This window comes from Luteipulveratus halotolerans, from assembly GCF_001247745.1.
GTDB lineage: Bacteria > Actinomycetota > Actinomycetes > Actinomycetales > Dermatophilaceae > Luteipulveratus > Luteipulveratus halotolerans.
Genome location: NZ_LAIR01000002.1, coordinates 24,711 through 37,702 on the forward strand (window position 1 = coordinate 24,711; position 12,992 = coordinate 37,702).

A 12,992-nucleotide genomic window follows, 5' to 3' on the forward strand; every position below is an offset into this window, starting at 1 on the left:
CTCAGCAACGCGCCGTCGCGGCGACCGCCCCGCTGACCGGGCGGCGTATGCGGTCGCGAAAGAACGTGGCCGCGGGAGCACCGATCCGATGGTGTGACGGCGGGGACTGCGGGACCGGCCGGCGTACGCCATGCTGGGCACTCGAACCGGTGCGAGCGCGCACCGCCTGTCACAAGGAGCGTCGATGACCCTTCGTCGTACTCGAGTCGTGGCCGCGGGCCTGGGCGTGAGTCTGCTGGCAGCGTGCTCGGCGGGTTCGAGCTCATCGGGAACCAGCGGCGGGTCGACGGGCGGAGGCGGCGCGTCGGGCGCGACCGGTGCCACCGACAACAAGGTCACCATCGGGCTGGTCGCCGAGCCCGCGAGCCTCGACTTCACCACCAACGACGGTGCCGCGATCCCGCAGGCGGAGCTGGGCAACATCTACGAGACGCTGGTCAAGCAGGACCAGGACGGCACGATCGTCCCCGGCCTCGCGACCAAGTGGACGGTCAGCCCCGACCGCAAGACCTACACGTTCGACCTGCCGGCCGCGGCGACGTTCAGCACGGGCGCCAAGGTCACCGCCGACGACGTGGTGCAGTCGATCACCGACGTCAAGACGAAGTGGACGATCGGGCTCAAGGCCAAGATGGACCCCGTCGCCTCGGCCACGGCGGTGAGCCCGACCCAGGTCAAGGTCACGCTCAAGCAGCCGAGCAACAGCTGGCTGTTCGACATGACCACCCGTGTCGGGGCGGTGTTCCCCAAGGCCGGCGGCAACCTCGCGACCACGCCGGTCGGTTCGGGCCCCTACACGTTCACGACGTGGAAGCGCGGCGACTCGATCGTGCTGACCCGCAACGAGAAGTACTGGGGCGCCAAGCCGCACTTCAAGACCGTCACGCTGAAGTACTTCAAGGACCCGACCGCTCTCAACAACGCCCTGCTGTCCGGCACGATCGACGTCATCAGCACGGTGCAGGCGCCGGAGGCCCTGTCGCAGTTCCCCACGAGCAAATATCAGGTCATCGAGGGCACCACCAACGGTGAGGTCGTCCTGTCGATGAACAGCGCGCGAGCACCGTTCAACGACAAGCGAGTTCGCCAGGCCGTGCGTCATGGCATCGACCACCAGGGGCTGCTCGACACGTGCTGGGCCGGCAAGGGCAAGCTCATCGGGTCGATGGTGCCGCCCACCGACCCGTGGTACGAGGACCTCACCAAGGTCACGCCCTACGACCAGGCCAAGGCCAAGAACCTGCTCAAGGAGTCGGGCAAGGTCGGTACGACGATCCGCCTGCGCCTCCCGAGCCTGCCCTACGCCACGGCGTGCGGCACTGTCGTCAAGAGCATGCTCGAGCAGGTCGGGTTCAAGGTCCAGCTCGACACCCTGGAGTTCCCAGCGGCCTGGCTGACGACGGTGTTCAAGAACGCCGACTACGACATGTCGATGGTCAGCCACGTCGAACCCCGGGATCTGCCAACGGTTTTCGGCGACCCCACGTACTACACCCGCTACAGCAACCCGGCGCTCAAGCCGTTGCTGACCGCGGCTGACACCGGCACCGAGGCCGACCAGACCGCCAACATGAAGAAGGCCGCGCGCCTCCTGGCCGACGACGCCGCAGCCGACTTCCTGTTCCTGCTGCCCAACCTGATGGTCGCCGACAAGGACATCACCGGCCTGCCCAAGAACGCCATCACCGAGGGCTTCGACCTGGCCGCGCTCAGCCGCTCATGACCACCGCATGATCCTGCGCATCCTGACCCGGCTCGCCGTGCTGGTCGCGAGCCTCGCGGTCAGCTCGGTCGTGGTCTTCGCGTTCATGGCCGTCCTGCCCGGCAGCCCGGCCCGGGTCGCGCTCGGCGTCGGCGCGTCCGATCAGGCGGTTGCCGAGCTCGAGCACCGCTACGGCCTCGACCGCCCCAAGGTCACGCAGTACCTCGACTGGGTCGGTGGGCTGCTGCACTTCGACCTGGGCACGTCGTACGTCTCGCAGGCGCAGATCGCGCCGCAGGTGGCCGACCGGCTGCAGGTCACGCTCTGGCTGGTGGTCACCTCGATGGTCCTGGCGCTGCTGATCGCCCTGCCGCTCGGTGTGCTGATGGCCGTACGCCATCGCCAGGTCTCCGGCGTGGTGCTGTCGGCGTTGTCGCAGGTCGGGGTCGCGGTGCCTGCCTTCCTCGCAGGTCTGCTGCTGGTCGCGCTGTTCGCCGTACGCCTCGGGTGGCTGCCCGCCAACGGCTGGACGCCGCCCGCCGAGGACCCCGCGATGTTCCTCAAGCAGCTCGTCCTTCCGGTCGTGTCGCTCGGTGTCGTGCAGGGCGCGGTGCTCGCGCGCTACGTCCGTTCGGCCGTGCTCGACGTGATGCGTGAGGACTACATCCGCAAGGCGCGGGCCAAGGGGCTGCGGCCCATGCGTGCGCTGGTCCGCCACGGGCTGCGCAACGCCGCGATCCCGGTCGTGACGGTGCTGGGCCTGCAGCTGTCGACGCTGCTCGTCGGCGCGGTCGTGATCGAGCGGGTGTTCGTGATCCCCGGCCTCGGGTCCGGCCTGCTCGACGCCGTCGGCCAGCGCGACCTGCTCCTCGTGCAGGACATCGTGATGCTGCTCGTCGCTGCGGTGCTCGTCGTCAACTTCGTGGTCGACCTGCTCTACCTCGTCATCGACCCACGGCTGAGGAGTGCTCGATGAGACGCCTCAACCCCAGCCTCGTCGTCGGCGGCGCCCTCGTGGCGCTCGTCGTCCTGATCGCGCTGGTGTCGTTCGTCTGGACGCCGTACGACCCCGGTCTCGTGGTCCCGCAGGACCGCTTGGCCGGGCCGTCGGGCGACCACTGGCTCGGCGCCGACCGGCTCGGCCGTGACGTGCTGTCGCAGATCATGGCCGGGGCGCGTACGACCTTGCTCGTCGGCATCGTGTCGGTCGGGGTCGCCGCGCTGATCGGCGTACCCTTCGGCCTGGTCGCGGCCATGAGCTGGCGCTGGCTGGGCGAGCTGCTGATGCGGGTCAGCGACTTCGTGCTCGCGTTCCCGGCGCTGCTGCTCGCGATCATGATGCGCGCGGTCTACGGCTCCAGTGTCGTCACGGCGATGATCGCGATCGGCATCTCGACCGTGCCGGCGTTCGCGCGCGTGGTGCGCAGCGGCGCCCTCCAGGTGATGTCGACCGAGTACGTCGTCGCGGCCCGCGCGGCGGGGCGGCGCCCGTTCGCGATCGGCCTGCGGCACGTGCTGCCCAACGTCATGAGCCTGGTGATCGTGCAGGCGTCGGTGTCGTTCGCCATCGCGATCCTCGCCGAGGCGGCGTTGTCGTTCATCGGCGTCGGAGCGCCGCCCGACGTCGCGTCGTGGGGGCGCATGCTCCAGGAGAACCAGTCGATCCTGTCCCAGGTGCCGCGTCTCGCGATCGTCCCCGGCGCCGCAATCGCCCTGGCCGTGCTGGGTTTCAACCTGTTCGGTGACGGGCTTCGCGACATGCTCGATCCACGGCTGCAGCAGCGTGAGACGGTGGTGAAGCCATGACCGACGATGTCCTCACCGCCACCGACCTGTCGGTGTACGCCGGTGGCACGCCGCTCGTCCAGGACGTCACCCTCACGATCGGCCGGGGTGAGCGGGTGGGCCTGATCGGCGAGTCGGGTTCGGGCAAGTCGCTGACCGCGCTCGCGCTGATGGGGCTGCTGCCCGAGGGCCTGCACGCCGGCGGGTCGGTGCGGCTCGGCGCGTCGGACGAGCTGGTCGGCGCTGCGGAGCGCCGGCTGGCGCCGCTGCGTGGTCAGCAGATGTCGATGGTGTTCCAGGAGCCCATGACGGCGCTCAACCCGACGATGCGCGTCGGCGACCAGGTCGCCGAGGCCATGCTGCTGCACCGAACCCGCCCTGACCGCAAGGCCGCTCGCGCCGCTGCCGTCGAGCTGCTCGACGACGTGGGGCTGCCGTCGCCTGCGGAGGCGGCACGCTCGTACCCCCACCAGCTCTCCGGCGGGCAGCGCCAGCGCGTCGTCACCGCCATCGCGCTCGCCAACGATCCGGCCCTGCTGATCTGTGACGAGCCGACCACCGCTCTCGACGTCACGGTTCAAGCGCTCGTGCTCGACCTGATCACGCGCGGTGTTGCGGCGCGTGACGCGGCGATGCTGTTCATCACGCACGACCTCGGCGTGGTCGCGACCGTGTGCGACCGGGTGCTCGTGATGTACGGCGGGCGCATCGTCGAGGCGGGCCCGGTGCGCGAGGTGTTCCATCGACCTCAGCACCGCTACACCGCAGGCCTGCTCGCGGCGTCCGACCTCGCTGTCGATCGCGACGGTCGGTTGCTCACGATCCCCGGGTCGGTGCCGCAGGCGGGCGCGTTCCCGGCAGGCTGTGTCTTCCGAAGTCGTTGTGCCGCAGCCGATTCCGCGTGCGAAACGTTGCCGGCATGGGTGGGCGCCGACCCCGAGTGTGGCCATGCGTGTGTGCACCCCGTCGGAGGTGAGGTCGCGTGACTGAGACGCAGCCGATGATCCGGGTGAGCGACGTACGCCGTGACTTCCGTCGTCCGCGCACGTCACTCGTGCGCCCCGCCCCGGTCGTGCATGCGCTGCGCGGCGTCACGCTCGACATCGCGGCCGGCGAACGGTTCGGCATCGTCGGCGAGTCCGGCTGCGGCAAGTCGACGCTGCTGCGCATCATCGCCGGCCTCGACCGCCCCACCAGTGGCAGCGTGCAGGTCGACGGACGTGAGATCAGTGGTCTGCGTGAGGGGCGGCTCGGGTTCCTGCGCGACCAGATGCAGCTGGTGCTCCAGGACCCCATGAGCTCACTCGACCCACGCATGCGAGTGCGCGACATCATCGCCGAACCCCTTGTCGCGCAAGGCAAGTCGCACGATCGGGCCCGGCTGGTGTCGCTCCTGGAGTCGGTCGGGCTGTCCGCCGACGCCCTCGACCGCTACCCACACCAGTTCTCCGGCGGACAGCGCCAGCGCATCTCGATCGCCCGGGCGCTGGCGCCCGAGCCGCGCATCCTCGTCGCGGACGAGCCGGTCAGTGCGCTCGACGTGTCGGTGCGGGCGCAGGTGCTCAACCTGATCCTCGACGTCGTCGAACGTCTCGACCTGACACTGGTGTTCGTCTCGCACGACCTGTCCGTCGTACGCCACGTGTGTGAGCGGGTGGCTGTGATGCAGGCCGGAGAGGTCGTCGAGCTCGGGTCGACCGACGACGTGTACGAATGTCCCCAGCACCCCTACACGCAGTCACTCGTAGCCGCGATCCCGAGGCTCGACGAGGCGTTGGCCGGGCGGACCGCCTCCGACCTGGCCGCCGGCGTACGTGAATCGGCCGCCGGCACGCCCGATCAGATCCCCGGCACACGTTGATGGGCTGCACAGGTATGCATGTGCACGTGGCCAACTTTCGCCGGGCAGCCCGGGCAAGAACCGTCTGTCCGGCAGTGCATGGAGCGCCGACCAGACGAGACATGTACGAGGGCGCGCCAAGGGCTGACTGTCCGGCAGTGCATGGAGTGCCGGACAGACGAGATTCGTGTCTGAGGAGTCGAGCGTGAACGACGTCGTGGCCGGACCGACCAACTCGCTGGTCGACGTGGCCGGCATCCGCGTCGGCCACGCGCAGCGCATCGGCGACGGCTGGTTGACCGGCACCACCTGCGTGCTCGCACCGGACGACGGCGCCGTGGCGGGGGTGGACGTCCGTGGCGGCGGCCCTGGCACCCGTGAGACCGACCTGCTCGACCCGCGCAACATGGTCGAGCGCGTCCACGCGGTCGTCCTCACCGGCGGCAGCGCCTACGGCCTGGCCGCCGCGAGCGGTGTGGCAGATACGTTGGGGCGCAACGGGATCGGCCTGTCGATGGGAGAGCCCGGCGAGGTCGTACCCCTGGTGCCGGCCGCGGTCATCTTCGACCTCAAACGAGGCGGCGACTTCACCCGACGACCCGACGCGGCGATGGGAGAGGCGGCCCACGACGCGGCCTCCGACGAGGCGGTGGCCCAGGGCAACGTCGGCGGCGGCACGGGCGCCAAGGCCGGCGGGCTCAAGGGCGGCGTCGGCAGCGCCAGTGCCGTGCTCGCTGACGGTACGACGGTCGCGGCCCTCGTCGTCGCCAACCCGATGGGGTCGTGCGTCGACCCACGCACAGGCGAGCTGTACGCCGGCCGGTTCGGTCTCCCGGGCGAGTTCGACCACCTGCGGCGGCCCGATCCCGCCGAGCTCGCGACAGCGGTAGAGCGGGCCGAGGAGCGCGCTCTGCAGTCGGGGCTGCGCTACGGCATGGCGACGACCATCGGCGTGATCGCGACCGACGCCACGCTCACCAAGGCGCAGTGCCAGAAGGTCGCCGGCGTCGGTCACGACGGCATGGCACGAGCGGTCCGGCCGGTGCACACGATGTTCGACGGCGACACGCTGTTCGCGCTGGCGACCGGCGAGCGTGATGCACCCGACCCGGTGGCGTTCCACGGTCTGCTCGAGGCGGCGGCCGACTGCGTCACGCGGGCGATCGGTCACGCGCTGCTCGCCTCCGAGACGGTCGAGGCCGCAGGCATCCGGTGGCGGTCCTACCGAGAGGCCTTCCCCAGCGCCTTCGCCTGAACCCAGCGGCCGGTCCCACGCCTCCCCGCGGCGAAATCTGTCTGTCCGGCAGTGCATGGAGTGCCGACCAGACGAGATTCGTACGCGGGTGCGGCGAAATCTGTCTGTCCGGCAGTGCATGGAGTGCCGACCAGACGAGATTCGTACGAGATGGACAGGCCCGGCCGGGCTAGCATCGCCACGGACGGCGCTCGACGACGAGGTCGGGCCGCCTCACGCGACGAGGAGGTCCGATGGACTACGCGACGATGTTCGACCTGACCGGCCGCAAGGCGCTCGTGGTGGGCGGTGCCGGCGGCATCGGGCACGCGGTCGTCGGTGGCCTCGCCGCTCACGGTGCTGAGGTGGTCGTCGCCGATGTCAACGCCGACTCAGCGAGTCGGGTCGCCGACGAGGTGACCGCGGACGGCGGCCAGGCGCGGGCGTACGAGCTGAACGTCCTTGATCCGCAGTCGATCTCGCGCGCCGTGACCGACCTCGACCCGGTCGAGGTCCTCGTCCTCACGGCAGCGGTCAACGTCCGCAAGCGCATGCTCGACTACACCTCCGAGGACTTCGACAAGGTCATCGGGCTGAACCTGAAGAGCTCGTTCGAGATGATCAAGGCGTTCGGCCGGGGCATGGCCGAGCGCGGCAGCGGCAGCATCATCGCGTTCACCTCGATCCGGTCGATCACGGTCGAGCCGGGCCAAAGTGCTTATGCCGCAACCAAAGCCGCGCTGCTGCAGGTCGTCCGTACGGCGGCGGCGGAGCTCGGCCCCCAGGGCGTGCGCGTCAACGCGGTCGCGCCCGGAGTGGTCGAGACGCCGCTCACCCAACCGATCCTCGACAACCAGGAGTGGGCCGACGCCTACGCCCAGAAGTCGGCACTCGGCCGCTGGTCCAAGCCTGAGGAGCTCGCGGGTGCGGTGGTCTACCTCGCGAGCGATGCGGCGTCGTACGTCACCGGCACCCAGATCTTCGTCGACGGCGGCTGGACAGCGATCGACGGGCGTTATGAGCCCCCGGCCTGAACCTGCCAGCGGGTCCAGCTGAGCGCGTACTCCACACAGGCCGTCTCACGGCCGCGCTCGACGCACCGGTGGAACGACCGGACGTACGTCATCCCGAGCCGTTCGGCGAAGCGGCGCGAACGCTCGTCGTCGACGTCGGCCTCGGCGAAGACACGCAGCAGTCGCAAGGTCGCGAACGCATGCTCCAGCAGCGCCCAGGCACCCTCGCCGCCGAGCCCGTGGCCACGTCGGCCCGGGGCGACCTCGCACAGCAGCTGGGCCTGGCCACCGGGCGGACCCTGGTCGGGCAGCACGGGTGTGGCGAGCGCCCACCAGCCGACGACGCCGCCTGCGTCGTGCCCGGTCCAGCACCCACGGCAGGCGGAGAGGCCCGGCGCAGGTGCCAGTCCGGCAGTCACGCACGAGTGCGCCGCGACGGCGCGGTGCTCGGCCGGTGCGGGTTCGAGAGCGAGTCGGGGCGTGTGCAGCGCCGGCACGGTGGTGAGAGCGATGTGTGTGTCCACTCCTGCAGCGTCCGCCTCGGGGGTGCCGCGACGGCCGACGTTGATGCGGTCCTGACGCGGGTCAACGCGATCTTGACGCCGTCCAGCCCTCGCGCGTGATCGCGTAGATCACCTCGCCCTGCTCCGTGCCCGGCAGGGGGTGCTCGAACGTCGCGTAGTAGGTGCGTTCATACGCCATCCCGATCTTCTCCATGACGCCGCGTGAGCCGACGTTGACCGCCATCGTGTCGGCGTACACCCGGGTGTACGACGTGTCCTCGAAGACGTAGCGCAGCAGCTCGCGGGCTCCTTCGGCGGCGTACCCCCGGCGCCACTGCGCTCGCATCAGGCGGTAGCCGATCTCGACCGACTCGGGCCCGCCGAACTCCGGCCCGTCCGGCGTGGTGAGCAGCCACCAGCCGATGAACATGTCGCCGTCGAACCCGACCCAGAACCCGATGCCCGCCTGGTCGAAGGCAGGGTCCGTACGCGCGGGCTGCAGGGCCTCGACCTGGGCGCGGGTACGAGCGCGGCCGGTCAGGAAGCGCATCACCTCGGGGTCGCCGTCCAGCTCGACGAGGTGGTCGAGGTGCTCGTCGCCGAGCGGTTCGAGACGCAGACGCGTGGTACGCAGGACAGGGCGGGTCATGCCGCCATCGTCGCCCTGGTGCCCGCGCCGCGCATCCGAGATTCACCGGTGCGCTTGCACGGTCGCGAGGAGCCGTCAGACTGGGGGTATGACTCGCGCCACCCAGCCGACCCGTGACGGCGTCGCCGCACGTCCGGTGTCGCGTGTCGACGAGGCGCTGCGGCGGCTGCGTGAGGAGGGCGAGCGCGTCACTCCCGGACGGCGCGCGGTCCTGGAGACCCTCGACGCGGCGTACGGACATCTTGACGCCGAGGCGATCTGCGCGGCGGTCACCGAGACGACCCCGGGTGTGCACCGCGCGACGGTCTACCGCTCGCTCCAGGCCCTCACCGATCTGGGCGTGCTCACCCACACCCACGTGCCGGGCAGCGCCACGATCTACCACCTGACGCCGCAGGCCCGGCAGTCGCACGCCCACCTGCAGTGCACGCACTGCCACCGGTTCTTCGACCTGCCCGTTGCCGACCTCGAGCCACTACGCGAGTCCGTACGCAGCGCAACGGGTTTCGAGATCGACCCGTGTCACGCAGCCCTTCTCGGCACGTGCGTCGACTGTGCGAGCTCCAGCGGCGACTGACCCACCGGTCGACCGTCCCGCGTTCGCGTACGGGCCGGTCCTGTCGGCGGTCGCTGCGCTCGCGGTGCTCCTGCTGATCACGTCGGAGCGTTACGGCTACCACCGTGACGAGCTGTACTTCCGGATGCTGCGCCCGGCGTGGGGCTATGTCGACCAGCCGTTCGTGACGCCGTGGCTGGCTCGCACGACCACCGCCCTGAGCGATCACCCCTGGGCGCTGCGGCTGCCGGCCATGGCAGCGGTGCTCGCGGCCGTGCTGGTGGTCGCTGCCATCGCCCGCGAGGTCGGTGGCGGCGGGGCCGCTCAGGGGCTCGCGGCCTGGGGCTTCGGGTTCGCGCCGTTCACGCTGTCGAACGGGCACCAGCTGCTGACGTCGTCCCTGGACCTGCTCGTCTGGCCGGTGGTCGTGCTGCTGGTGCTGCGGGCGTTGCTGCGCGACGACCGGTGGTGGCTCGCGGTCGGGGCGGTCGTCGGTGCGGCCACGGCCAACAAGCTGCTGGTGGCGGTGCTGCTGCTGTCGTCGGCGGTCGGGCTGGCAGTGTGCCGGCAGTGGTCGCCGCTGCGCTCGCGCTGGTTCTGGGGAGGCGTGGCCGTGGCTGCGGTGCTCGCCGCGCCCACCCTCGCCTACCAGGCCGGCCACGACTGGCCGCAGGTGAGGTTCGGTCGTGCGCTCGCCGAGCACAACGCGGGCGAGGTGCGGGTGATGACCTGGGTCTACCTCCTCCTTCTGCTCGGCCCGGTGCTGGTGCCGCTGTGGTGGCGCGGACTGGTCGCGCTGTGGAAGCACCCGGACCTGCGGCCCGCGCGCGGCATCGCGGTGGCGCTCCCGGTGGCGGTCGTCCTGACCGCGGTCATGGGTTCACAGCCGTACTACTACGTCGGTCTGCTGGCCGCCGTGCTCGCGATCGGCTGCGCCCGCGTCGGCCGTCCACGGGGTTGGGCCGCCGCCGTGGCGCTGAACTCCGTTGTGGCTGCTGCGATCTCGTTGCCAGTCCTGCCCCTCGGCGTGCTCGCTCGTACGCCGGTCACGGCCATGAACCCCACCGTCGGCGACACCGTCGGCTGGCCGGCGTACGTCCGTCAGGTGCAGACGGCGTACGACGCGCTGCCGCCCTCGGGCCGCGCTCGCGCCGTGGTGCTCGCCAGCAACTACGGCGAGGCAGGTGCGCTCGACAGGTTCGGGTCCGAAGAGCTGCGGGCCGTCGTCGTGAGCGGGCACAACGCGCTCGCCGACGAGCGACCTCCGGCGCCGGACACCCGCGTCGTGGTCGTCGTCGGTGCCCAGTTCCCCTCTCTGCGAACGAAGTTCGCATCATGCGAGGTCGTCGACCGGCTCGACAACGGCGTCGACGTCGACAACGAGGAGCAGGGTGAGCCGGTCGCCGTCTGCCGAGACCCGCGGGTCGGCTGGGACGAGCTCTGGCAACGCGCACGGCACCTGGACTGACCGGAGGCGGGCGGCCGTCGTACGGTGGCCATATGCGACTCAGTCGCATCTAGCCACCAGCGAAGGAGACCCATGGCCGACTACACGCTGCCCGAGCTCCCCTACGACTACGGCGCCCTCGCGCCGTACATCAGCGGCGAGATCATGGAGCTGCACCACTCCAAGCACCACGACACCTACGTCAAGGGTGCGAACACCGCCATCGAGCAGATGGAGGAGATGCGCGACAAGGACGAGCTCGGCAAGGTCAACCTGCTCGAGAAGAACCTGGCCTTCAACCTGGCCGGTCACGTCAACCACTCGGTGTTCTGGCCCAACATGTCGCCCGACGGCGGCGACAAGCCCGACGGTGAGCTGCAGCAGGCGATCGACGACCAGTTCGGGTCGTTCGACGCGTTCCGCGCGCACTTCGAGGCCAACGCGCTCGGCATCCAGGGCTCCGGCTGGTCGATCCTCGCCTGGGACTCGATCGGTCAGCGGCTGCTGATCTGCCAGCTGTACGACCACCAGGGCAACCTGCCCGTCGGGCTCACGCCGCTGCTCATGCTCGACATGTGGGAGCACGCGTTCTACCTGCAGTACCGCAACGTCAAGCCCGACTACGTCAAGGCGTGGTGGAACATCGTCAACTGGGCGGACGTGATCGACAGGTTCACCCGCGCGCGTCAGGCGACCAACGGTCTGATCCTGCCGGCCTAGTCAGTCAGCGGGGCGGTCGGCCCGATCCGCGCGCGCGATCTTCTCGACGATCGGGTCGACCTTCTCACCGTCGCGCAGGGCGCTGCGTACGAGGGCGCGCGCCATGCGCACGGCTTCGGGTCGCACCCGCACGACGGGGCCGGGGTTGTCGGCGATGCTGCTCATCAGCGCTCCTCCTTCGGCTCGTCCTCATTGTCCTCCTCGACCCGGACCTGGTCCAACGAAGCACCGTGCAGGAACGCCACGACCTTCCGGATGTCGGGCTCCAGCTGTCCGCGCAGGATCCGTTTGGCCAGGTCGCGCTCCTCAGGGGTGCCGAGGTCGCTGTCGACCAGCTCGGACAGCATGTCCTCGCCGATGCGGTGCTGCTCGGGCGACGGTGCGGTCAGCTGCTCGATCGCGGCCTCGAACCGGCGGTACCACTCCGCCCGACCGGTCTGCCGCTGACCGCGCAGCGCGACCCACGCCGACAGCCCGGCCCCGACCAGGCCCCCGACGAAGGCCGCTCCGGCCGACACCCATGCGCTCGCATCCACGGCGGCGAACCTACCGGCGTACGCCGACGCCATTGGCCCGCGCGACTGCGCGGACTCGTTCGCGCGGGGGAGCCGGGTCCGGTTGGGAGGCGCTCACCACAGCGTGCCTCGCCCCGATGGCGCTCTGGGGTCCGGTCGTGCTCGCCCTGACCGGTGCGTACGCCTTCAGGCGGCGCGGGCAGGGCCGACCGGCTGTCGCTAGGGTGCCGGCGTGATGTGGGGGAACAGGGACGTACGACGATCGGCCGCGCCCGCGGTCCTGGCACTCGGCCTCGCGCTGGCGGGCTGCTCCGGCTCCGACGCGCCGATGGCGGCACCGCCGCCGGGGTCCGCGTCTGGGGCCACGACGCCACCCGCGGGCACGCAGAGCCCGGCGGCCCCTTCGACGAGCGAGTCGCCGTCGCCGACCACCGAGTCGCCGTCGCCGACGACCGTGGCCGTGCCGCCGAAGAAGCAGACCGGCACGCTCAAGCGCGGAGGCAGCCGCACTTTCAGCGGCACGGGCGCCCAGCTGATCGACGTCCAGCAGGCGGGCCAGTTCGGCGTGGTCGTCGACCTCGACTGCTCGCGCTGCAACGGGCCGGTCATGCTCACCGAGCCCGGCCGCATCGACCACTGGGCCGATCAGCCCGGGCCGGTCCGCGGGCAGTACGTCACCTCGATCGAGAAGGACGACACCCACCCCCGGCTGATCGTCAGCGCCCAGGGGCGATGGCGTGTCACGGTCAAGGACTGGAGCACCAGCCCGGTACGCAAGGGCAAGGTCGCCGGCACCGGGTCGAAGGTCTTCATCCTCGACTCGAAGGCGAAGTCGCTGACGTACGACTTCACGCCGGCCGGTGCTGGCGACATGTTCTCGGTGCGTGCCCGCGGCGACGTCGGTCAGGAGATGCGGATCTTCGGCACCGACGAGGCCAGCAAGGGCGCCAAGATCGACAAGATCCACCTGCCCGCGATGATGATCATCCACACCCGCGGCAGCTGGTCGGTGACGCCCGGCTGAGCGA

The 12,992-nt window shown here is 70.5% G+C and carries 15 protein-coding genes; 11 read left to right on the plus strand and 4 right to left on the minus strand.

Annotation, left to right across the window (positions count from 1 at the left end; genetic code table 11):
• Positions 1–184: 184 nt before the first annotated feature.
• The 7 genes from VV01_RS00505 to VV01_RS00535 all read left to right on the plus strand — a co-directional run bounded on the left by VV01_RS00505 (position 185) and on the right by VV01_RS00535 (position 7,595).
• Complete coding sequence (locus VV01_RS00505; RefSeq protein ID WP_050668177.1) at positions 185–1,723, plus strand: ABC transporter substrate-binding protein; 1,539 nt, start codon at positions 185–187, stop codon at positions 1,721–1,723.
• A 7-nt stretch (positions 1,724–1,730) separates the two neighbouring features.
• Positions 1,731–2,678: an ABC transporter permease gene (locus VV01_RS00510; protein ID WP_050668178.1), complete on the plus strand. Its 948-nt coding sequence runs from the start codon at positions 1,731–1,733 to the stop codon at positions 2,676–2,678.
• Positions 2,675–3,508: an ABC transporter permease gene (locus tag VV01_RS00515; RefSeq protein ID WP_050668179.1), complete on the plus strand. Its 834-nt coding sequence runs from the start codon at positions 2,675–2,677 to the stop codon at positions 3,506–3,508. Before VV01_RS00510 ends, VV01_RS00515 begins: the two co-directional genes overlap by 4 nt.
• The gene (locus VV01_RS00520) at positions 3,505–4,473 is read left to right on the plus strand and encodes an ABC transporter ATP-binding protein (RefSeq protein ID WP_050668180.1); all 969 of its coding nucleotides are present in this window, start codon (positions 3,505–3,507) and stop codon (positions 4,471–4,473) included. Before VV01_RS00515 ends, VV01_RS00520 begins: the two co-directional genes overlap by 4 nt.
• Positions 4,470–5,348, plus strand: coding sequence for an ATP-binding cassette domain-containing protein (locus tag VV01_RS00525; RefSeq protein ID WP_231635121.1), 879 nt, complete (start codon positions 4,470–4,472; stop codon positions 5,346–5,348). Before VV01_RS00520 ends, VV01_RS00525 begins: the two co-directional genes overlap by 4 nt.
• A gap of 184 nt (positions 5,349–5,532) precedes the next feature.
• The gene (locus VV01_RS00530) at positions 5,533–6,582 is read left to right on the plus strand and encodes a P1 family peptidase (protein WP_050668181.1); all 1,050 of its coding nucleotides are present in this window, start codon (positions 5,533–5,535) and stop codon (positions 6,580–6,582) included.
• Between the two features lie 233 nt (positions 6,583–6,815).
• The gene (locus VV01_RS00535; RefSeq protein ID WP_050668182.1) at positions 6,816–7,595 is read left to right on the plus strand and encodes an SDR family NAD(P)-dependent oxidoreductase; all 780 of its coding nucleotides are present in this window, start codon (positions 6,816–6,818) and stop codon (positions 7,593–7,595) included.
• On the opposite strand, the gene VV01_RS00540 is transcribed toward VV01_RS00535, so the two are convergent.
• Positions 7,577–8,098 carry a GNAT family N-acetyltransferase gene (locus VV01_RS00540; protein WP_050668183.1) on the minus strand — a complete coding sequence of 174 codons (522 nt, stop codon included), beginning with the start codon at positions 8,096–8,098 and terminating at the stop codon, positions 7,577–7,579. The two genes, VV01_RS00535 and VV01_RS00540, sit on opposite strands and share 19 nt — an antisense overlap.
• A gap of 61 nt (positions 8,099–8,159) precedes the next feature.
• Positions 8,160–8,726, minus strand: a complete 567-nt coding sequence (locus VV01_RS00545; RefSeq protein ID WP_050668184.1) for a GNAT family N-acetyltransferase — start codon at positions 8,724–8,726, stop codon at positions 8,160–8,162.
• Between the two features lie 88 nt (positions 8,727–8,814).
• On the opposite strand from VV01_RS00545, the gene VV01_RS00550 reads away from it, so the two are divergent.
• The 3 genes from VV01_RS00550 (at position 8,815) to VV01_RS00560 (ending at position 11,449) form a co-directional block, all read left to right on the plus strand.
• Positions 8,815–9,303, plus strand: a complete 489-nt coding sequence (locus VV01_RS00550; RefSeq protein WP_050668185.1) for a Fur family transcriptional regulator — start codon at positions 8,815–8,817, stop codon at positions 9,301–9,303.
• Positions 9,281–10,750 carry a glycosyltransferase family 39 protein gene (locus VV01_RS00555; protein WP_050668186.1) on the plus strand — a complete coding sequence of 490 codons (1,470 nt, stop codon included), beginning with the start codon at positions 9,281–9,283 and terminating at the stop codon, positions 10,748–10,750. The genes VV01_RS00550 and VV01_RS00555 overlap by 23 nt, the downstream gene beginning before the upstream one ends.
• A 72-nt stretch (positions 10,751–10,822) precedes the next feature.
• Positions 10,823–11,449, plus strand: a complete 627-nt coding sequence (locus tag VV01_RS00560) for a superoxide dismutase (RefSeq protein WP_050668187.1) — start codon at positions 10,823–10,825, stop codon at positions 11,447–11,449.
• On the opposite strand, the gene VV01_RS23105 is transcribed toward VV01_RS00560, so the two are convergent.
• Complete coding sequence (locus tag VV01_RS23105; protein WP_157508677.1) at positions 11,450–11,614, minus strand: hypothetical protein; 165 nt, start codon at positions 11,612–11,614, stop codon at positions 11,450–11,452.
• Complete coding sequence (locus VV01_RS00565; RefSeq protein WP_157508678.1) at positions 11,614–11,985, minus strand: hypothetical protein; 372 nt, start codon at positions 11,983–11,985, stop codon at positions 11,614–11,616. Before VV01_RS00565 ends, VV01_RS23105 begins: the two co-directional genes overlap by 1 nt.
• Before the next feature lie 211 nt (positions 11,986–12,196).
• Between VV01_RS00565 and VV01_RS00575 the strand changes: the two genes are divergently transcribed.
• Positions 12,197–12,988: a hypothetical protein gene (locus VV01_RS00575; protein ID WP_157508679.1), complete on the plus strand. Its 792-nt coding sequence runs from the start codon at positions 12,197–12,199 to the stop codon at positions 12,986–12,988.
• The last annotated feature ends 4 nt before the right edge of the window (positions 12,989–12,992 follow it).